Here is a 19304-nt window from a genome sequence, read left to right as displayed (position 1 = left end):
CTCGCCGCGGATTCGATCACGGCGGGCGTGGGGGCTTGGGTTTCAACTGGGCAGGTTTTGTCATCCATCAATAAGGAAATGCAAACATGAGCAACATTGCCGAACGGGTCAAGAAGATCGTCGTCGAACAGCTGGGCGTCGATGCCAGCCAGGTCACCGAGGAGGCCAACTTTGTCGATGACCTGGGCGCCGACTCCCTGGATACCGTCGAGCTGGTGATGGCCCTGGAGGAGGAGTTCGGTTGCGAGATTCCCGATGACGCAGCTGAAAAGATCGTCACGGTCCAGCAGGCGATCGACTTCATCGAAAAGAATCAGGGTTGATCGTCGCGCCTGGTTTGATTGATCCGGTGGATCGCGCCCATGCGTGGCACTCCCGAGCTGGAGTTCCACGCATGGGGGGATCCCCATCGGGCAGGTTTTTTTCACGAATTCGGTTGGCGCGCCAGGCATGGATGCGTATCGAACCCTGACGGCTCAAGTCCGAGCGGGTTCGGGCTGATCTTTGCGCTTCGGTGCCAACCGTCCATCGCGCTTAAGGAGAGAGCGAGCTGTGTCTGAGCGTCGCGTGGTCATGACCGGTATCGGATTGGTGTCCCCATTGGGAATCGGGGTTGCTCCGGTTTGGCAAGGATTGACCGAAGGTCGTTCCGGCATCGGTCCCATCACCCATTTCGATCCCACGGAGTATGCCTGTCGGATCGCCGGCGAGTGCCGTGGCTTCGATCCCGAGCAGTGGGTGGACAAGAAAGACGTGAAGAAGATGGATCTCTTCATGCACTTCGGCGTGGCCGCCGCCAAACTGGCCTGGGAGGATTGCGGGCTGACGGTCACCGAGGAGAATGCCACGCGCATCGGGGTGATCATCGGTTCCGGCATCGGCGGTCTGACCGCCATTCAGAATCAGGCCTTCATCCTCAAGGAGCGCGGTCCCAGGCGCATCTCCCCCTTTTTCATCCCCATGTCCCTGATCAACCTGATCTCCGGCCATGTGGCGATCCGTTACGGCATGCAGGGTCCGAACCATTCGGTGGTGACCGCCTGCGCCACGGGCGCCCATGCCATCGGCGATGCGATGCGCCTCATCCAGCGTGGCGAAGCGGATGTGATGCTGGCCGGCGGGGCCGAGGCGGCGATCTGCGAGCTGGCGGTGGGTGGTTTCGCCGCGGCCAAGGCATTGACCAGCCGCAACGACGACCCGACCGGGGCTTCGCGTCCCTGGGATCGCGGGCGTGACGGCTTCGTGATGGCCGAGGGTGCGGGCGTGGTGGTGCTCGAGACCCTGGATTCCGCCCAGGCGCGCGGCGCCACGATTTACGCCGAGATGGTCGGTTACGGTATGTCCGGCGATGCCTATCACATCACCGCGCCGCAGCCGGACGGTTCGGGCGCGGCCCGGTGCATGACCGCCGCCATGCGCGATGCGCGGGTCGATCCCGAGCGCATCGGCTACATCAACGCCCACGGCACCTCCACGCCGATCGGCGATCACATGGAGACCCTGGCGGTCAAGCTGGCCCTGGGCGAGGCGAATGCCCGCAAGGTGATGATCTCCTCCACCAAGTCGATGACCGGTCATCTGCTCGGAGCCGCCGGCGGGGTCGAGGCGATCTTCACCGCGTTGGCGTTGAAGAATGGCGTGCTCCCTCCGACCATCAACCTCACCGATCCGGATCCGGAGTGTGATCTCGACTACATTCCCAACACGGCGCGCGACAAGGTGATCGAATATGCCATGTCGAACTCGTTCGGATTCGGCGGCACCAACGCCACCCTGCTCATGAAGCGGTTTCATTGAAACGGTGGATTCTGCATATCGCCTCCATTGCGTTGCTGGGGGGGCTGATTGTGTTGGGAGCGGTCGCTTACGCTTTCGTCGATTTTCTCAACACCCCATCCCCTGTGACCAGGCGGGTGATGATCGACAAGGGGTGGGGACCGAAACGGATCGCGTTGCATCTGGAGTCCCAGGGGGTGGTGGGATCCGCGGTGTGGTTCGGTTTGTTGATGCGCATGCATCGTCCGGGACCGATCCGTTTGCATGCCGGCGAGTATCAGATCGACGCCGGGGAGTCTCCGGCGTCGTTGTTGATCCGCATGGAACATGGCGACGTGGTGCGTCATCGATTCTCCTTTCCCGAGGGGGTGACGGTCGAGGAGATTGCCGCGCGCTTGCGCAAACTCGGCTGGACGGATGCCGAACAGCGGGTGCGCGAGACCGCTTTCGTGCGTCGTTTCGGGGTGAACGCTCCCTCCCTGGAGGGGTGGCTGTTTCCCGAGACCTACCAGTACGTGCGGGGGGACACCATCGAAGAGGTGTTGACCCGCATGGTGCGCATGACCAAAAAGGTGCTCGAACGGGAGTGGTCCGCGCGTGCGCCGGAGGTGAATCTGACGCCGCTCGAGGCATTGACCCTGGCTTCGATCATCGAAAAGGAGACGGGTCGGGCCGAGGAGCGTGGACGCATTTCCGGGGTGTTTCACAACCGGTTGCGTCGTCACATGCGTTTGGAGAGCGACCCCACGGTCATTTATGGCCTGCCTGATTTCGATGGCGATCTGACCCGCAAGGATCTGGCCACGCCGACCCCCTACAACACCTATGTGATTCATGGTTTGCCGCCGACGCCGATCTGCAATCCCGGCGCGGCATCGATCCATGCCGCGCTCCATCCGGAGGCGACCGAGGAGCTGTTCTTTGTAGCCACCGGGGATGGTGGGCATCATTTTTCCAAGACCTATGCCGAGCATCGGGCCAAGGTGAACCGTTATCAGCGCGGTGGGCGCGGGGAGGTTCGATCCAGGGAGCCTCATGAGCAGCCTTGAGGGTGATCCGGCGGGTGGTATTGCCGTGGCTCTTCCGAGGGGGGCGGGTGGTGTGGATCTTCCGAGGGTGGCGGGTGGTGTTGCCGTGGAACTTCCGAGGGAGGATCCAGACCCGGGCGATCTTCGCCGGTCAAGCCGGTTCGTGACCTTCGAGGGGGGCGAGGGAGCGGGCAAGTCGAGTCAGATGGCGGGTGTTGCCGGAAGGTTGCGGGGGTTGGGGGTTGAGGTGGTGACCACGCGCGAGCCGGGCGGGTGTCAGATGGCCGAGCGGATTCGTGAGCTGGTCGTGGGGGGTGGGCCTGGGGCGTTCGATCCGCGGGCTGAGTGGTTGTTGATGTTGGCGGCGCGCATCGAGCATCTGCGCGCGGTGATCCGACCGGCCCTGGCGCGGGGGTCCTGGGTGTTGTGCGACCGGTTTTCCGGCAGCACGGTGGCCTATCAGGGGTATGGACGCGGCTTGGATCTGGCGTGGATGGGGGAGGTGCATCGGTTCGTGCAGGAGGGGCTGGAGCCGGACCGGGTGATTTTGTTGGATGTCGATCCCGAGGTGGGATTGGGGCGGGCGTTGGGTGCGAACCGGTTCGAGCGGGAGAGTTCAGGGTTTCATCGACGGGTTCGGGCTGGGTTTCTGGCCATGGCGGGTGCGGATCCGGAGCGGTGGCGGGTGGTGGATGCGCATGCGGACAAGGCGGTGGTGGCCGAGGCGGTGTGGCGGGCGGTGGTGATGTCGTAAACCGTTACGGCGGACCGGGGGCCGAAGGTTGCCGGCGGAGATTCGGAGGCAGCGACTCCGAGGTTTTGTTTTCTTGGCGAGATCTGCAAAAAAGCGATTCTTGCGAAGAAAAATGCCGCGCGTTGCCCTGTGCGCGGGATCGTTCTGCGATTTCGGCCAAACGATCCCGCGTACAGGGGCCAAAAAACAGGCTGCCAGAGGCGGCAGGCCAGTCGCGACTGGTCGTATGCCTTGTCACGAACTTTGGGTTGTATCATGACCGAATCGGTTTTCTCCACCATCGTGGGTCATGACGCCATCGTGGCCCGCTTGCGGCACGCATTGGAAATGGGGCGTCCCGGCCATGCGTGGCTGTTCCATGGTCCCGGCGGGGTCGGCAAGCGCACCTTGGCGCTGGCCTGGATCCAGAGCCTTTTCTGTCCCACGCCGATCCGGGAGACGTCGGGTGTTTCGGGTTGCGGTCGGTGCCTGACCTGTCGCAAGTGTGCCGAAGGACACCATCCGGATCTGCGTATCCTCGAGGTCGAGGAGAACAAATCGCGCATTTCGGTGGACCAGGTGCGCGATCTGACCCGTTTCATCGCCTTCACCCCGCTGGAGGCGGCCTGGAAAGCCGCCATCATCGACGATGCCGCCTGGATGAACGAGGCCGCGGCCAACGCGTTGTTGAAAACCCTGGAAGAACCACCGTCCGGATCGTTGTTGATTCTGGTCACCGAGCGTCCTGGCGCCTTGTTGCCGACGATCCGTTCGCGGTGTCTCAAGGAGCGCTTTGCGTTTCTGGACGACGCGAGTCTGACGCGGTTGTTGGAACGACTCGCTCCGGAGAGCGATCCGGGTGCGCGGCAGGCGGCGATCGGACTGGCGGGAGGGAGTGTCGGGGTGGCGCTGCGCTGGTGCGATGCCGGGATGCTGGAGGGGCGTCAACGTCTGTTTTGCGATCTGGACGCCCTGGGCGGACGCTCCCTGGCGGACCTGATCGAGTCGGCGCGCGTCTGGAGCGAATCGGAACGGTTTGCCCTGGTGCCCGAGTTGTTGGAAACCTGGTGCGCGGAACGGATCCACCAGGAGGTGGCGGACGGTCGGGCCGGGGAGGTCGAGCGATGGCTGGAGACCGTCTCCGCGGTCACGAGCCTGTTGCGTGATTGCCGGACGATCAATCTGAACCCGCGTTTGACCCTGGAGTCGATTTTCATCCGCCTGGCGCGGATGCGAGGAGTGGCGTTTTGACATGAGTGGCGCATGGCGGGATAGGGGGTCGGACGATCCGGCGGGGGGGGTGAATCTGGAGTCGCCGGGACCGGAGGAGAGGGGCGGGGCGTTGTCCCTGGGCTGGAGGGACGACTTGTCCGTGGCTTTTGGGGACGATTCGGACGTATCCGGCGAGGACGGGGAGACGGCGCCGGGTTTCGGTCCGGAGGATCTGGAGGCGTTGGACGCGGATGAGGAACCTTACGCGCCGCCGATCATGAAGATTCCGGTGCCGGTGGTGGCGCCGGCGGGTCGAAAACTGCTTGGGATCACGATTCCCGACTCCTGCATGGTCTATCGGGTGGCCTGCGATCCCGGCGCGGTGTCGGTGGGGGATCGGTTGTTGGTGCAGGTGGCCGACGGCGAGGTGGTGGCCACCATTCGTCACATCTTCGAGTTGCCTTCCGAACCCTATCCCGGTCCGATCCGGCGCGTGGTGCGGCGGCTCAACGACAAGGATCTGCGATTTCTCGACGGGCGCGCCGAACAGGAACTCAAGGCGCAACGCATCTGTCGCGAGCGGATTCGCGAGTTGAAACTGCCGATGAAACTCTCCAAGGTGGTCTATCCCCTGGGTGGGAACAAGGCGATCATCCATTTCACCTCCGAGGAGCGCATCGACTTTCGCGATCTGGTGCGGCTGTTGTCCGCCGATTTGCGCGTGCGGGTCGAGATGCGCCATGTGGGGGTGCGCGACGAGAGCAAGCTGTTGTGCGGGCTGGGTCCGTGCGGCAAGATGCTCTGCTGCGGTCAGTTTCTGACCCGGTTTCATCCGGTTTCGGTGCGCATGGCCAAGAATCAGGATCTGTCGCTCACCCCGGAGGGGATCTCCGGGGTGTGTGGCCGGTTGATGTGCTGTCTGGCCTATGAGAACGATGTCTATCTCGCGCTGCGCAAGAATCTCCCCAAACTCAAATCCAAGGTGACCCTCAAGGATGGCCGGGAGGGGGTGGTGCGCGGACTGTTCCCGCTGGTCAACCGGGTGGAGATTTGGTTTGGCGAAGGTGTGATCGAGACCATGGACCTGGATAAACTGGCCGGAGAGTATGTCGGCACGGTGAATCCGGATGCCGATGAGGGAGGAGACGCGACGGCGGAGGATGAGACGTCGCGCGCTCCGGTGCCGTCCACCGGTTTGTCGCGCGGCAAGCGGGGCGTGCCGATGCGTTGTCCGCGTCAGGAGTCCGGAAACCGGGGCGAGATCCGTGCGAACGGGTCGGCATCCGGTGGCGCGATACGGGATGGAGCGGGTCAGTCTGGCGAGAAGCGGGGCGAGCGCGCGGAGAACAGGAGCGCCGAGAGGCCGATGGAACGGTCACGGGTGCGGAAACGTCCCGTCGAGGTGGCTGAGGTGGAGGTGGTGACACGTCCGGTGGTCGAAGCGACGACGGAGACCGGGGAGACCGGGGAGATCGGGGAAGGGGGGCGCAAGCGTCCTTCCCGACGCCGGCGGCGCGGTGGGAAGGGGAGCGGTGTCGGAGGCGAAGCCGGATCCCAGGTTGGTTCCGAAATGGCGGAGAACGGCGCGATCGGGGAGCCGGTGGTTTCGGGCGGCGCGGTCGGAGGGTCGGCCAGGGGGGGCGAGGATGGCGGCGCGGTCGGAGGGTCGGCCAGGGGGGGCGAGGATGGCGGCGCGGTTGGAGGGTCGGCCACCAGGGGGGGCGAGGATGGCGGCGATGCCGGAGGGTCGGCCAGGTGGGGCGAGGATGGCGGCGATGAGGCCGGAGAGGAGGAGTCCACCCAGGCCGAGCCGGGCAGGCCGGCCCGGCGTCGGCGCCGCCGGCGGCGGGGACCCGGCGTGCGACGCGAGGGAAGTGGATCGGACGGCGCGGCCTCACCAGCGACCGGCGGGGAGTCTTGAGCGATGTTGCGTTTTGCGGACAGTCACGCCCATTTGGATTTTCCCGATTTTCGGGACGACCTGCCGGAGGTTTTGCACCGGGCCCGCGCGGCGGGCGTGGCGTGGATCAACGCCATCACCACCCGCTTGAGCGAGGTGGAGCCGCTGTTGGCGCTGATCGGCGCGGATCCGGATCTCTACGCGTCGGTGGGGATCCATCCCCATCATGCCGCCGAGGCGCCGGAGTTTTCGGTGGAGGCGATCCTGGCCCACTGTCATCATCCCAAGGTGGTGGCCATCGGCGAGACCGGCTTTGATCTGCACTACGAGTTCAGCCCGCGCGCGCAACAGGAGATCGTTTTTCGCAACCACATCCGCGCTGCCCGCGAGATGGGGTTGCCGCTGGTGGTCCACACCCGCGAGGCGGAAGAGGAGACCCGGCGGGTGATGGAAGAGGAGCGCGCGGCCACCTGCGGCGGGGTGATCCACTGTTTCACCGGTTCGGCCCGGATGGCCCGCTGGGCCCTGGATCAGGGGTTTCACCTCTCCTTTTCCGGGATTCTCACCTTCAAGGCCGCGCGCGAGTTGCAAGAGGTGGCCCGGACCCTGCCTTTGGATCGCCTGTTGATCGAGACCGACGCTCCGTATCTGGCGCCGATTCCCCATCGGGGCAAACGCAACGAACCGGCCTATGTGGTGCGCGTGGCGGAGTTTCTGGCGCAACTGCTGGATCGTCCCCTGGAGGAGGTGGCGCGGGTCACCACCGGGAACTATCTGCGCCTGTTCCGCATCCGCCAGGAAGATCGGCCCGCTTCGGCGGCAGAGGATGAGAAACTCGCCTATGTGATCGGCAATGCCCTGTATGTCAATTTAACGAAAGCCTGCACCCTGCATTGTGCATTCTGTCCCAAATGGGAGGGGCAGACCGTGGTCAAAGGGCACGACCTGACGTTGCGCCGTCATCCGGATGCCCGGCGGGTGCTTGAGGCGTTGGGGGATGTGTCCGGTTATCAGGAGGTGGTTTTCTGCGGTTTCGGCGAGCCGACCTTGCGCCTGGAGACCCTGCTGGAGGTGGCCGCCGAGATCAAGCGGCGCGGTCCGAAGCGGATCCGCATCAACACCGATGGATTGGCCAACCGGGTTTTTGGCACGGATGTGACGCCGCGTTTCGCCGGGTTGATCGATGCCTTGTCGGTGTCGCTCAACGCCCAGGACGAGGCGACCTACACGCGCATCTGCCGTCCGGCCCTGTCGGGATCCTATGAGGCGGTGAAGGGGTTCATTCGCGCCGCGCGGGCGCATGTGCCGGAGATCACGGCCACGGCCATCCAGGGGGTTGAGGGGGTGGATATCGCCGCCTGTCGGCGCATTGCCGAGGAGGAGTTGGGGGTGCGGTTTCGGGTGCGGTATCTCGACGCCCTGGGTTGAAGCGGGGCGCGTGCGCGGCATCAGGAGTCGGGCAGGGCTTCTGGCGACCTCCGGGTGGCGGCGTGGCGGCGGGCGCGGTGACGGTTGATCATGCGCACGGTCCAGATGTAGGCGAGCCAGCCGGTGCCGAATCCCCACGGCAGTGAGCCGATGAACAGCGGCATGCCGAACAGATCCCACAATTGCGTCAGTTCCACCCAGAGCGACTCCAGCCAGTCGGATCCGCCGTGCATGCCGTGCAGGGCGTTGGTGAAGAGATCGAAACCCGCCGGCATCTCCCAGCGTCCGAGCATGAGTTGTCCGGTGAGATAGAAGGCGTAATACATCGGCGGCGCGGTGGGCACGCTGGTCAGCAGTGTCCAGGCGCAGGCTACGCCGAGGTGAAAATTCCAGCGCGGCACGAGGGCGCGGGTGAGGGTCCAGATCGCCACCAGCAGGGGGATTTGCGCGCCGACGGTCGGGGTGAAATTGAAGAAGAACCCCACAGCCGAGGCGCGGGCATAAAAGGTGGGGTCGTGGTTGCCGCGCAGAATCGGAGTGATCAGTTGCCGGCGGGCGATCACGCGCAGGATCGCCCAGCGGCGGCGCCAACCGGTCGGTTTGTCGGCGGCGGGTTTCAGCGCTTCGGTGTTGACTGGCGGGGTGTTGGGTGGATCGAAGCTCATGGTTCGTGTGTTCAACCGGGTTCAGGTCTGAGGGGAAAGAGTCGGCAAACGATGATGGTGCGCAAACAATCGGTTTGGATGATCCTGATCGGTCTGGTGCTCGGTTGGTCGATGGCCCCGGCGGTGGCCGGGGAGTCGCTGGAGAACAAACAGGTCTATTTGACCTTTGACGATGGTCCGCTCACGGGTACGAGGGAGATTCTGGCCGTGCTGACCCGCGAGGAGGTGCCGGCCACCTTTTTTCTGGTTGGCGATCATGTGGTTGCCAACGCCGAACGTCGCGAGACCTTGGGGTTGCTTCGGGACTCCCCGTGGGTACGCATCGCCAACCACTCCTACAGCCACGCCTGGGAGCGGTATCGGACCTTTTATGCCGATCCGGATGGCATGTTGGCCGATTTCCGCAAGAATAACGAGGTTCTCGGTTTCACGCAACCACCCTATCCGACCCGTTTGCCGGGTCGCATCGACTGGCGTTATGAGAATCGCTACGTGAGTGCCGATTCCCATCCCAGGGATAGCGCCAACAAGGCTCCCAAGGGGATCGAACAGTTGTTCGAGAACGGTTTCGTGATCTATGGCTGGGACATCGAATGGGGGCGTCCGGGCCGCAGGGGTGCGCTGGAACCCGCCGAGTCGCTGTTGAACCGTATCCGCCAGAGGTTGACGGGTGGCAAGACGGTGAAACCGGATCGGATTGTGATTTTGATGCATGATTTTCATTTCAACGTCAAATCGACGCTCGAGTCGTTGGAGACGCTGATCCGTGGTCTCAAGCGCGAGAAGTTGGTGTTCAAATGGATGCATGATTATTGAAAAACAGCGCCAACTCTCTTACGATACGGTGTGAAAGAGGGGTTGAACGGTTTGCGGGAGTCGCGTGTGCAAGATCCGTGACCGGGTTTCGAGGGCCATTGAAGGGTGATTGCCATGTCGCATTGTCCAACCTGTCAGATGCCGGTGTTCAAGAGTGAGCAGATCTGTCGGCGGTGTGGAACGGATCTGGAGAAGATCAAGCCGGAGGGGAGTGGTGGTGGCCCGTTGAGCGGCTTGTGGCGCGCATTGTTCCAGGGGTGGCATCCCACCGGGGCCAAGACATGGATCGTGGGTGGATCTTTGTTGTTGGCGGTTGGCTTGAGTTATTGGAACCATGTGAGCGAGCAGCGTCAACTTGAGGAGCGCCAGGCCGTCGAGCGGCGTTTGATCGAGGAGCGGGCCGAGGCAGAGCGGCGACGTGTCGCCGAGCAGAAGGCCGCCGCCGACAAAAAGGCCGCCGCCGAAAAGGCTGCTGCCGAGAAAGCCTCTGCTGCCGAGAAAGCCGCGATCGAGAAAACCGCCGCCGAGAAAGCCTCTGCCGAAAAGGCTGCTGCCGAGAAAGCCGCTGCCGAAAAGGCTGCTGCCGAGAAAGCCGCTGCCGAGAAAGCCGCTGCCGAAAAGGCTGCTGCCGAGAAAGCCGCTGCCGAAAAGGCTGCTGCCGAGAAAGCCGCGACCGAGAAAGCCGCCGCCGAGAAAGCCGCCGCCGAGAAAGCCGCCGCCGAGAAAGCCGCGACCGAGAAAGCCGCGACCGAGAAAGCCGCTGCCGAGAAAGCCGCGACCGAGAAAGCCGCCGCCGGGAAAGCCGCCGCGGACAAGAAAGCCGCCGCCGAGAAAGCCGCCGCGGACAAGAAAGCCGCCGCCGAGAAAGCCGCCGCGGACAAGAAAGCCGCCGCCGAGAAAGCCGCCGCGGACAAGAAAGCCGCCGCCGAGAAAGTCGCCGCGGACAAGAAAGCCGCCGCCGAGAAAGCCGCCGAGAAGGTCAAGGGCTCGACACCCACCACCTGGCGTGATCCCCTCTCCGGCATGAGCTTCGTGGAGGTGCCGGCAGGGCGCTTCGAGATGGGATGCGGTTTTTGGCAGGAGCGGTGCGACGGCGACGAGAAACCGGTTCATCCGGTGCGTTTGAACGGCTTCTGGCTGGGTCAGAAGGAGGTGACCCAAGCCCAGTGGCGCGCGGTGATGGGGAGCAATCCGTCGCGTTTTACCGCTTGCGGGGATGACTGCCCGGTGGAACAGGTCTCCTGGAACGATGCCCAGGCCTTTCTCGCCAAGCTCAATCAGGGAGGGGGACAGTGCCGCTTCCGCCTGCCGACCGAAGCCGAATGGGAGTATGCCTGCCGATCGGCGGGCAAGCCGGAACGTTATTGCGGAGGAAATGGCTCGTGGTCGTTGGGTTGGGTGCGTCGCAACAGCGAGGGTACCACCCATCCGGTGGGTCAAAAGCAGGCCAATGGCCTGGGACTGTACGACATGAGCGGCAACGTTTGGGAGTGGACCGCCGATCGTTACGACCCGAAAGGGTACGCGGGGGCGGATCAGGAGAATCCGCAAGGTCCGCAAAAGGGCGATAAACGGGTGATCCGGGGCGGCAGTTGGCACTACTACGCCCAGATGCAGCGTTCCACGGCCCGATATGCCCTCGACCCGGAATTCCGCCACGGCAATGTGGGGTTGCGGCTCGTGCGTCACTGTCCGTGAGTCTGGCGCAGGGCGGCGGTTCGTGTGGTTGACGCCGGGCGGGGCTCGTGCGGTTTGACGCCGGGAGGTGTGCGTTTGACGCCGGGCGGTTCGTGCGGTTTGACGCCGGGCGGCTCGTGAAGAAGGTCGGAAGAAGGTCGGCGGTGAGGGAGGGAGGCCGGATCGGGCAACCACGCGGGGTGGATGCCCGATCCGGAGATTCACTCAATAGGGACGCTTCAGAATCGCGTTGGCGTGGGAGGCGAACCCTTCGTACTGGGCGAAGCGCAGGGCGGTATCCTTGATGTTGGCGTATCCCTGACGGCTTACCCAGCCGATGGAGGAGCGTTTGAGGAAATCGAACACCGTGACGCACGAGAAGGTCTTGGCGAATCCGCCGGTCGGCAGGATGGCGTTGACCCCCAGGGAGAAGTTGCCGATGGTGATCGGGGTGTGGGAGCCGAGCAGGATCTCGCCGGCATGCTGGATGCGGTTGGCCACGAACAGAGGATCCTCGGTCATCACCTCGAGATGCTCGGGGGCGAAATCGTTGGTGAAGGCGATGGAGGCTTCCAGACTGGAGGTGAGCACCACGCCGCCGTAGTTGGTGAGCACGGTGGTGCAGAAGTCGCGACGCTGCTCTGGCAGATCGGCGATCAGACCCGGCAGGATCTCCAGCACCCGTTCGGCCAGCGTGCGATCGTGGGTGACCAGCATGGCGGTGGAATCGGGTCCGTGTTCGGCCTCGATCAACAGATCCAGCGCGGCCACGAACGGATCGGCGTGCTCGTCGCACAGAATGATCGCTTCGCTCGGACCCGCCGGCGCGCCGACATCGATCTTGCTGTACAACAGCCGTTTGGCTGCCGAGACGTAGCTGCTGCCCGGACCGCTGGTTTTGACCACCTTGGGCACGGTTTCGGTGCCGTAGGCCATGGCGGCGATCGCCTGGGCGCCACCGGTTTTGTAGACCTCCTTGATGCCGCACAACTCGGCGGCGAACAGGGTGGCGTCATCCACCAGTCCGCCTGGCGCGGGGGGCGTGCAGACCATGATGTGTTCCACGCCGGCGATCTTGGCCGGCAGGCCCAGCATCAGCATCACCGACGGGAACGCCCCCTTGCCGCGCGGCACGTACAGGCCGATGGAGGGGATGGGGGTGATTTTTTCGCCGGCCATGATGCCGGGTTGGATCTCCTTGAACCACATTGCGTCGGGCATCTGCGCCTCGTGAAAGGAGCGGATGTTGTCCGCCGAGCGACGGATCACCTCCTTGACATCCTCCGGGAGGTTGCGATGCGCCTGTTCGAACTCCGCCTCGGTGGCCTTGAGCTGGGAAGCCTGCATCTCCACCTTGTCGAATTTGGCGTTAAAATCGACCAGGGCGGCATCTCCCTCGTTCTTGACGCGCTCGATGATCGGCGCGACCACGGACAACAGTCGTTCGATGTCATTCTCCGAGCGGGTCAGCAGGGCGCTGATCGCGGCGGGTTGCATCTCGTCCAGGACGAACAGATTGATTTTCATGCTGCGCTCTCCATCGCGACCCGAGAGGGTCATGGGTTGAATAGGGCGGTTGAAAGGTGTTTCGGACGGGTCGGATTCGTCGGTTGAAGGGCGAAATTTACGCCATGGGCCCGAGAATTCCGCTCCGGGTCCATCCAGTCGCCCACCTTATCTATTGAGGTTGTCCTGATTTGTCAAGATCTCCCGCCGCCCCCCTGTTCTCCGACCTCTTCGGGGCCACGCCATTGAGCGGGCATTTGTTGGGAATTCTCGCCGCGCATCCGGAGGGCTTGCGGGAATACGACCTGGTGAAACATCTGCAAAAGGAGGGCGTGCCCCCCTTCGATGGCTGCGTGCTGTCGGACGAACTCTCCCTGTTCCGCACCCATTTTTTTCTGTTTCATCAGCTCTATCTGTTGCAGGGGCAGTTGCGGCGCGCGCAACGCGGGGATCTGGAGATCCACTGCCTGGGCATCGTGTTGCGTCCGTGGCGGGCGGGCGATCCCGTGGCCGTGGAGATCCCGGATCCGTTGCGGGCATACTATCTGGATACCACCCATCTGGAAGAGACTACCCGTGAGCAGGTGATCGCGCTGTTGGCCGGTTTCTGGCGGCGTCTGGACCGCTGGGAGAGGCGGGATTCGGCACGGGCCGTGCTCGGGGTGGGTCCGGATGCCGATTCCGGGGCGATCCGGCGCCGCTATCGGGAGTTGTCGTTGCTGCACCATCCGGACCGGGGGGGAGAGGCGGAACGGTTTCGTGCCATTGCCGAGGCTGCGGAGATCCTGCTCAAAGCGCCGTCCGGTTCCTGATTCGCCAAGGGCTTCAGTCTGGCGTGTCACTCTGCGGAGGTCACTTCGAGCCGTTGACCATCGCTCATGAACGAAACCGCCCCCTGCCGGTCGGTGCGCCAGATGCGCGCGCCTGCCGCTTCCCAGCGTCGCACCACCTCGGGCTTGGGAAATCCCCACGGATTGGTCGCTCCCACGCTGATCACCGCGTGTTCGGGTCGCGTGGTCCGAACGAAGTTCGGGGTCGATGAGGTGCGCGAGCCGTGATGGGGGACGATCACCACGCTCACCGGACCCAGGGCGCGTCGGGAGAGCAACCAGGACTCCTCGCGCGCCTCCATGTCTCCGGTCAGAAGAAACGCATGGGCGCCGTGGGTGATCTCCATGGCCTGGGAGCGGTCGTTGAGGGAGGCTTTCGTGGTGGCATCCATGGGCGGGAGCATGCGGATCAGCGCCGATCCGTCGCGCATGGCCGCCGGACCCTGGATGCGCACCACCGGCACGTCGCGACGGGCGGCGGTGGCCATCAACTCCTGGAACATTCCCCCGGATTCGTCCTTTTCCGACCACTGCCCGATCCAGAGCGATCCCACCGGAAAGTTGCGGAGCACCCGCGCCATGCCGGCCATGTGATCCCGTTGCGGATGGCTCAACACCACCCGTTCCAGCCGTTCCACCCCATGATACCACAAGGCGGTGGAGATGGTGGCCTCGCCGATGTCGAACCGGGCATTCGCCGTGCCCCCGGCATCAAAGAGCGACCAGCCGCCACCAGGACTCTTGACCAGCACGGACAGCGCCTGACCCACGTCGAGCACGGTCATGCGCAGTTCATGTTCCGGAATCGTGCTTCTGGGCCATTGCAATCCGAGGATCGCCACCAGCACGAACACCATCCGGCGCCAGGCCCACGGGCCCGCGTCGCGGATGAGGTTGGCCACGAGCAGCGCGGACACATACAGCGCCACCCCTGGCAGGATGGGGCCGGCCATTCTCGTGTCCGCCCCTGGCCAGGTGACGATCTGCTCGATCAGCCGGCGGTAGATCTCCAGGCTCCAGCCGGTGAGTTCGATCAGGCTGTTGCCCAGCCAGGGCCAGACGGGTTGCACCACCATGGCGGTCAGTCCCAGCGGGGTGGAGAGTTCTCCGACCCAGGGGATCATCAGAAAATTGGCCAGCAGTCCAAAGGGGGTGAGCCGGTGAAATGCCCCTGTTGAGATGGGGGCGATGACCAGTTCGATGGCTGTGGTGCAAGCCAGGGCGAAAACCAGTTTTTCGCGCCAGTTGCGGGCCGGAAGATGCTCGTTGAGAAACAGAATCACCACCACGCACAGAAACGAGAACTGGAAGCCGGCATTGAGCAGTTGCGAAGGTTGCCAGGAGAGCACCAGGATCGCGGCCAAGGTGAGGATGCGCCACGCCTGATGCTGCCGGCGCAGCGCCACGGCGATCAGGAACAGTCCCACCATGATGAAGGCGCGTTGCGTGGAGACCGACCATCCGGCCAGAAAGGCGTAGGCGGTGACCGGGATCAGGGAGAGGGCGGCGGCGGCGGGTTTCAGATCCCAGCGACGGGAGAGCGGGAGGATCAGGGTCAGCAGCAGGCGGCTGAAATAAAAGACCGTGCCACCGATGAGGGTGAGATGCAGCCCGGAGATGGCCACCAGGTGGAAGGTGCCGGAGACGAACAGGGCGTTTTGCAACGCGCTGTCCAGATGGCCGCGCTTGCCGACCAGCAACGTTTCGGTCAACCCCCGTTGCGACTCGGGCAGGGTGGCGCCGATCCACTCGGCGATCCGTTGGCGTTGTCGGTTCCAGAACCACGTCTCCGTGGCGCCGATGGTTTCGATCGCCCCGGAGGCCGAGCCGGTGGCGACGATGTTGTTTTCGAGCAGATAATTCCGATAGTCGAATCCGCCCGGATTGCGCGCGCCGGTCATGGGATGAAAGCGGGCGGTCAGCCGGATCCGGTCACCGGGGTGGACGGTTGTTTTCTGTCGATACAGGGATATCCGCGCCAGTCCGTCCGGCTGCCAGTTTTCGCCGCGCGCCGCGTCGAGGATCAGCACCGTTGAATCGTCCCGGTCGTCCCGATCGGCCACGATGGCCTCGAGGGTGATCTGGTGTTTGGGGGTGTCGGGCAAAGGGGCCGGGTTGGGCAGGGGGGAGCCGATCACGACGATCCCGCCCCAGATCAGGCCGAGGAGCAGGGGGAGAAAAACCGACGACCGGCGCGTCTCGAAGCGTGACCAGGTGGCGGCGAAAGCGGGCAGCAGGGCGATGGCGATCAGGGCCGGGCGGTGTTCGCCGACACTGGGGAGTCCGATGAGGATGCCGGGGATCATCCAGGCCAGAAAAAGGGTCGGCACGCCGATGGAGGCCGTGTTCGGGGGAGGTGTCGGGCGGGGTGGATGATGACGCGATGGACGGGGTGCGGGGGGCTTTGCGACGTGGGGAAGCCAGGTGCGCCAGTCGATCATCCAGGAATCCCCATCCAGACGGCCCGGATCTGTCAGGATTGCCGTGAAACTCCCGAAAGGGGAGCCACACAGGCGTCGCGCGCGGCTTTCGTGAGCGTCGTTTCCGTTTTCTGGAAACGACGCTCACATCTTGAGCCGTGCAAAAAAAACGACGCGTCCCAAAACAGGTGCGGTTCAGAGCGGAACGATACGCCTGGAACGGCTGCGTGGAGTTCCAGGCGTATCGACTACTCTACAATGGGGATGCAGGGCTGGTCAAACCGTCTCGAGGGCCAACTCGCGACCGTCGGGCAGGCTCTCCATGAAGGCCTTGAGTTTTTCGAGAGCCCGTTTTTCGATCTGGCGCACCCGTTCGCGGCTGATGGCCAGGGTGGTGGAGAGGGTGTCGAGGGTCTGTTGTCGTTCGGAGAGAAACCGTTCGGTGATGATCATCCGCTCGCGGGGATTCAGATGGTTCAGCCCCTGGCGCAGCATGTCGCGCTGACGGTTTTTTTGCTCATGGGCGATACAGAGGTGCTCCTGGTTGGGGCGGCGGTCCGGGATCAGGTCGATGATCTCGCCATCCTCCTCGAGGATCGACTGGTTGAGCGAGGTGTCGGAACCGCTCATGCGGCCATCCATCTCCAGGATGGTGGATGGATCGGTGCCGAACTTGCGGGCCAGTTCCTCGGCCTCCTCCCAGTTCAACGGAAGCGAGGAGTCCTTGGCCTGGCGCAGTTTGAAGAAGAGCTGTCGTTTGAGCTGCGTGGTGGCGATCTTGACCATGCGCCAGGAGTTGAGGATGAATTCGTGGATCGAGGCGCGGATCCACCACACCGCATAGGATGACAGGCGGTTGCCCAGGGAGGGGTCGAATTTTTTCACGGCATGCATCAACCCCACGGTCCCTTCCTGGACCAGATCGGGCATGTGCAGGTGGTAGTTGCCGTATTCGCGGGCGATTTTCAGCACCAGGCGCAGGTAGGCATGCACCAGTTGATGGGCGGCATCCAGATCGTTGTCGCGTTTGAAGCGGGTGGCCAGTTCCTGTTCCTCCTCGGCGGTGAGGATCGGGGCCTGGAAGGCGTGACGCACGAACTGGCGAAAGCTGTCCCCACCTTCGGCGCGGGTCAGCTCGGAAGAGCGGTGCAAGGCAACGGGATAGGCGGTCATGGTCGGCTCTCCAAATCTCCATGGAAGACAGATCAATGCTCTACCTTGTTGGATATATCCACGCCTCGCGAAGTTTCAAGAGGGGAGGTGCATTTTTTTTCGTGGCATTTTGGCCTGCGTCAAGAGACACCGATCCGGATGAACCGGCGTCCCGGTCCGGGCACGTTGCCATGGCGCATCTCCACCGGCGCCCCGAATACCGGCGCGACCGTTTGAATGGGTGAAGCGGGGTTTTGGCTTGAAGTGGGTGCCGCGAATACGAAAAAAAAGCACGATCCGTAGAGCGATCGTGCCTTCAAAGGGAGAAAATTTCAACATCAAATTTTGTAAAAAAACTGGTCGGGACGAGAGGATTTGAACCTCCGGCCCCAAGCGCCCCATGCTTGTGCGCTACCAGGCTGCGCCACGCCCCGAAACCAGAACCGGAACTCTATACCGTTTCCGGGTGGTTTGTCCAGAAAAAATTTGCGATCTTCTGTTCGCAGTGGGTCACCCTCCGGCGAGGAACGCTGAAAAAATGAGCATTCCGAACCACTTGTTGGCCACGAAGGCACGCATCAGGGCGCTGTTTTCCTGGTTGCGGATCGAGACGATCTGCCAGATCGCATGCAGCAGTGCTCCGCCAAGGAGCAGAAAATAGCCCCAGCCCATGCCGAGCCGCAACCCGACCTCGACCAGCAGACCAAGGGTCACCACGAACAGCAGGCCGGTGGCGGCGATGTCGTATCGGCCGAAAAAGATGGCCGTGGAGTTGACGCCGATTTTCAGATCGTCCTCCCGATCCATCATGGCGTAGATGGTGTCGAAGGCGATGGTCCAGGTCATGGCGGCCCCGAACAGCAGCCAGGTGGTGGGTTCCAGCGTGTGGGCCACGGTCACCCAGGCGATCGGCACCCCCCAGGCGAAGGCGATGCCCAGATAGAGTTGCGGCACCGGGACGAGCCGTTTGGCGAAGGGGTAGGTGACCGCGAGGATCGCGCCGACGAAACAGAGTTGCCATGCCTGGACAGGCAGGGTGAGTCCCAGCAGCAGGGCGATGACCAGCAGTGCGAACAGCAACCGTTTGGCGAGGGTCGGGGTGACGCGTCGGGCGGCCAGGGGGCGGTTGCGGGTGCGGGCGACCAGGGGATCGATGTCGCGATCGGTCAGGTCGTTGGCCACGCAGCCGGCAGAGCGCATCACGAAGGCTCCCAGCGAGAAGATGACCAGCCACCCCGGATGGATCGTGCCGGAGCCGGCGGCGATCACCCCCCACAAGGCAGGCCAGAGCAAAAGCCAGGTGCCGATGGGACGATCGACGCGCATCAGGAGCAGGCATTCGCGCATCCACGGTTTGGGCAGGCGGGCGATCAGACGATTCATCGGGAGAGATCCGTCAGGAAAAGCTCCAGGATGCGACCGCGCGGCTGGCCGGCCACCAGAAACAGGGAGCGACGCAGGATGAAGGGCAGGTCGGCATTCCGACCGAGCCGTTCGGCCAAGGCAGGGGCGCGACAGGCGGACAGTTGCAGATGGCGGCGTTCCACCTGTTCGTCGCGGGCCAGAAAGAGGGATCCCAAGGGTTGATCCCCCACCTCGATGGCCTGTTGGACGTGCGGGTCCATACCGGCCAGGGAGAGCCGCGAGTGGGCGAAGACCATCTCCAGCTCGCCGAGCCGCAGCCAGGCGGCGCGGATCAGAAAGGGCGCGGACCCGGTGGCGAGCCAGTCGGGATCCCAGGGTTCTCCGGATTCGGCGCCGGTCGTGGATCGGGTCTGCTCTTCGAGGCGTACCCGGGATGGCAGACCGGTGAGATTCTCCAGACGCCGCGTCAACGAGTCGGTGCTGGCGAGCAGTTCCCGGTAGCGTGGCGCGATCACCAGGTCAGCCAGCTCCGGAAACGGATCGGGGGGATGCCAGGGCGTCAGAGGCAGCAGTGGAAAGGGCAACGTCATGGAATGGTTTCGATCGGCGCGCAATAAACAAGAATCCAAGAATCCAGGTGGATGAGACCCGCGATGCGTGGTAGTTTAACCCCTGGGGCTTCCTGACGGGCGTTCCCTGGCCCGCCCAATGGCGAAGCCATCGATTCAAGCACGTTTCGAACCGCACTTTCGAAACCGTGCGCATTGAGGGATCCCATTCCCGGAATCCCCCAATA

General features: G+C 63.8%; 16 protein-coding genes and 1 tRNA gene. 10 read left to right on the top strand and 7 right to left on the bottom strand.

Going from position 1 to position 19304, the window contains the following annotated elements; genetic code table 11:
- Positions 1 to 86 precede the first annotated feature (86 nt).
- The 7 genes from ACOY6C_RS08000 (at position 87) to ACOY6C_RS07970 (ending at position 8077) form a co-directional block, all read left to right on the top strand.
- Positions 87 to 323, top strand: a complete 237-nt coding sequence (locus ACOY6C_RS08000) for an acyl carrier protein (protein ID WP_420904952.1) — start codon at positions 87 to 89, stop codon at positions 321 to 323.
- Positions 324 to 552: 229 nt separating this feature from the next.
- Positions 553 to 1797, top strand: a complete 1245-nt coding sequence (fabF, locus tag ACOY6C_RS07995; RefSeq protein ID WP_420904951.1) for a beta-ketoacyl-ACP synthase II — start codon at positions 553 to 555, stop codon at positions 1795 to 1797.
- A complete protein-coding gene (mltG, locus tag ACOY6C_RS07990; RefSeq protein WP_420904950.1) occupies positions 1794 to 2825 on the top strand; it encodes an endolytic transglycosylase MltG in 1032 nt (343 codons plus the stop codon). Before fabF ends, mltG begins: the two co-directional genes overlap by 4 nt.
- Positions 2812 to 3558: a dTMP kinase gene (gene tmk, locus ACOY6C_RS07985; RefSeq protein ID WP_420904949.1), complete on the top strand. Its 747-nt coding sequence runs from the start codon at positions 2812 to 2814 to the stop codon at positions 3556 to 3558. Before mltG ends, tmk begins: the two co-directional genes overlap by 14 nt.
- Before the next feature lie 255 nt (positions 3559 to 3813).
- On the top strand, positions 3814 to 4788 hold the full coding sequence (gene holB / locus ACOY6C_RS07980) for a DNA polymerase III subunit delta' (RefSeq protein WP_420904948.1): 975 nt from the start codon (positions 3814 to 3816) through the stop codon (positions 4786 to 4788).
- 1 nt (position 4789) lies between these two features.
- The gene (locus ACOY6C_RS07975; RefSeq protein WP_420904947.1) at positions 4790 to 6670 is read left to right on the top strand and encodes a PSP1 domain-containing protein; all 1881 of its coding nucleotides are present in this window, start codon (positions 4790 to 4792) and stop codon (positions 6668 to 6670) included.
- Between the two features lie 3 nt (positions 6671 to 6673).
- Positions 6674 to 8077, top strand: a complete 1404-nt coding sequence (locus ACOY6C_RS07970) for a TatD family hydrolase (RefSeq protein WP_420904946.1) — start codon at positions 6674 to 6676, stop codon at positions 8075 to 8077.
- A 20-nt stretch (positions 8078 to 8097) separates the two neighbouring features.
- Here the strand turns inward: ACOY6C_RS07970 and ACOY6C_RS07965 are convergent, their stop codons facing one another.
- The gene (locus tag ACOY6C_RS07965) at positions 8098 to 8742 is read right to left on the bottom strand and encodes a DUF2062 domain-containing protein (RefSeq protein WP_420904945.1); all 645 of its coding nucleotides are present in this window, start codon (positions 8740 to 8742) and stop codon (positions 8098 to 8100) included.
- A gap of 51 nt (positions 8743 to 8793) precedes the next feature.
- Between ACOY6C_RS07965 and ACOY6C_RS07960 the strand changes: the two genes are divergently transcribed.
- Both ACOY6C_RS07960 and ACOY6C_RS07955 read left to right on the top strand, forming a co-directional pair.
- Positions 8794 to 9558, top strand: a complete 765-nt coding sequence (locus tag ACOY6C_RS07960) for a polysaccharide deacetylase family protein (RefSeq protein WP_420904944.1) — start codon at positions 8794 to 8796, stop codon at positions 9556 to 9558.
- Positions 9559 to 9672: 114 nt separating this feature from the next.
- Positions 9673 to 11256, top strand: a complete 1584-nt coding sequence (locus ACOY6C_RS07955; protein ID WP_420904943.1) for a formylglycine-generating enzyme family protein — start codon at positions 9673 to 9675, stop codon at positions 11254 to 11256.
- A 204-nt stretch (positions 11257 to 11460) separates the two neighbouring features.
- On the opposite strand, the gene hisD is transcribed toward ACOY6C_RS07955, so the two are convergent.
- Positions 11461 to 12762 carry a histidinol dehydrogenase gene (hisD, locus tag ACOY6C_RS07950; protein WP_420904942.1) on the bottom strand — a complete coding sequence of 434 codons (1302 nt, stop codon included), beginning with the start codon at positions 12760 to 12762 and terminating at the stop codon, positions 11461 to 11463.
- 170 nt (positions 12763 to 12932) lie between these two features.
- Between hisD and ACOY6C_RS07945 the strand changes: the two genes are divergently transcribed.
- Positions 12933 to 13553, top strand: a complete 621-nt coding sequence (locus ACOY6C_RS07945; RefSeq protein ID WP_420904941.1) for a DNA-J related domain-containing protein — start codon at positions 12933 to 12935, stop codon at positions 13551 to 13553.
- 26 nt (positions 13554 to 13579) lie between these two features.
- On the opposite strand, the gene ACOY6C_RS07940 is transcribed toward ACOY6C_RS07945, so the two are convergent.
- The 5 genes from ACOY6C_RS07940 to ACOY6C_RS07920 form a co-directional block, all read right to left on the bottom strand.
- A complete protein-coding gene (locus ACOY6C_RS07940; RefSeq protein ID WP_420904940.1) occupies positions 13580 to 16012 on the bottom strand; it encodes a DNA internalization-related competence protein ComEC/Rec2 in 2433 nt (810 codons plus the stop codon).
- A 255-nt stretch (positions 16013 to 16267) separates the two neighbouring features.
- Complete coding sequence (locus tag ACOY6C_RS07935; RefSeq protein ID WP_420904939.1) at positions 16268 to 17164, bottom strand: RNA polymerase factor sigma-32; 897 nt, start codon at positions 17162 to 17164, stop codon at positions 16268 to 16270.
- 336 nt (positions 17165 to 17500) lie between these two features.
- Positions 17501 to 17577, bottom strand: a tRNA-Pro gene (locus ACOY6C_RS07930).
- Positions 17578 to 17653: 76 nt separating this feature from the next.
- Positions 17654 to 18526: a 4-hydroxybenzoate octaprenyltransferase gene (gene ubiA, locus ACOY6C_RS07925; RefSeq protein WP_420904938.1), complete on the bottom strand. Its 873-nt coding sequence runs from the start codon at positions 18524 to 18526 to the stop codon at positions 17654 to 17656.
- Positions 18523 to 19098 (bottom strand): chorismate--pyruvate lyase family protein, encoded by a 576-nt coding sequence (locus tag ACOY6C_RS07920; RefSeq protein ID WP_420904937.1) that lies wholly within the window; start codon positions 19096 to 19098, stop codon positions 18523 to 18525. The genes ubiA and ACOY6C_RS07920 overlap by 4 nt, the downstream gene beginning before the upstream one ends.
- Positions 19099 to 19304: the final 206 nt, after the last annotated feature.

This window comes from Candidatus Magnetaquiglobus chichijimensis, from assembly GCF_045865675.1.
In the GTDB taxonomy this organism is placed as follows: domain Bacteria; phylum Pseudomonadota; class Magnetococcia; order Magnetococcales; family Magnetaquicoccaceae; genus Magnetaquiglobus; species Magnetaquiglobus chichijimensis.
Note: the sequence above shows the minus strand (reverse complement) of the source record. Positions and strands in the feature narration are given on the sequence as shown.

What these genes read in the sequence shown, in the direction of transcription:
- ACOY6C_RS08000 (WP_420904952.1), top strand. Translation starts at nt 87, where the DNA reads ATGAGCAACATTGCCGAACGGGTCAAGAAGATCGTCGTCGAACAGCTG.
- tmk (WP_420904949.1), top strand. Translation starts at nt 2,812, where the DNA reads ATGAGCAGCCTTGAGGGTGATCCGGCGGGTGGTATTGCCGTGGCTCTT.
- holB (WP_420904948.1), top strand. Translation starts at nt 3,814, where the DNA reads ATGACCGAATCGGTTTTCTCCACCATCGTGGGTCATGACGCCATCGTG.
- ACOY6C_RS07975 (WP_420904947.1), top strand. Translation starts at nt 4,790, where the DNA reads ATGAGTGGCGCATGGCGGGATAGGGGGTCGGACGATCCGGCGGGGGGG.
- ACOY6C_RS07970 (WP_420904946.1), top strand. Translation starts at nt 6,674, where the DNA reads ATGTTGCGTTTTGCGGACAGTCACGCCCATTTGGATTTTCCCGATTTT.
- ACOY6C_RS07965 (WP_420904945.1), bottom strand. Translation starts at nt 8,742, where the DNA reads ATGAGCTTCGATCCACCCAACACCCCGCCAGTCAACACCGAAGCGCTG.
- ACOY6C_RS07960 (WP_420904944.1), top strand. Translation starts at nt 8,794, where the DNA reads ATGATGGTGCGCAAACAATCGGTTTGGATGATCCTGATCGGTCTGGTG.
- ACOY6C_RS07955 (WP_420904943.1), top strand. Translation starts at nt 9,673, where the DNA reads ATGTCGCATTGTCCAACCTGTCAGATGCCGGTGTTCAAGAGTGAGCAG.
- hisD (WP_420904942.1), bottom strand. Translation starts at nt 12,762, where the DNA reads ATGAAAATCAATCTGTTCGTCCTGGACGAGATGCAACCCGCCGCGATC.
- ACOY6C_RS07940 (WP_420904940.1), bottom strand. Translation starts at nt 16,012, where the DNA reads ATGATCGACTGGCGCACCTGGCTTCCCCACGTCGCAAAGCCCCCCGCA.
- ACOY6C_RS07935 (WP_420904939.1), bottom strand. Translation starts at nt 17,164, where the DNA reads ATGACCGCCTATCCCGTTGCCTTGCACCGCTCTTCCGAGCTGACCCGC.
- ubiA (WP_420904938.1), bottom strand. Translation starts at nt 18,526, where the DNA reads ATGAATCGTCTGATCGCCCGCCTGCCCAAACCGTGGATGCGCGAATGC.
- ACOY6C_RS07920 (WP_420904937.1), bottom strand. Translation starts at nt 19,098, where the DNA reads ATGACGTTGCCCTTTCCACTGCTGCCTCTGACGCCCTGGCATCCCCCC.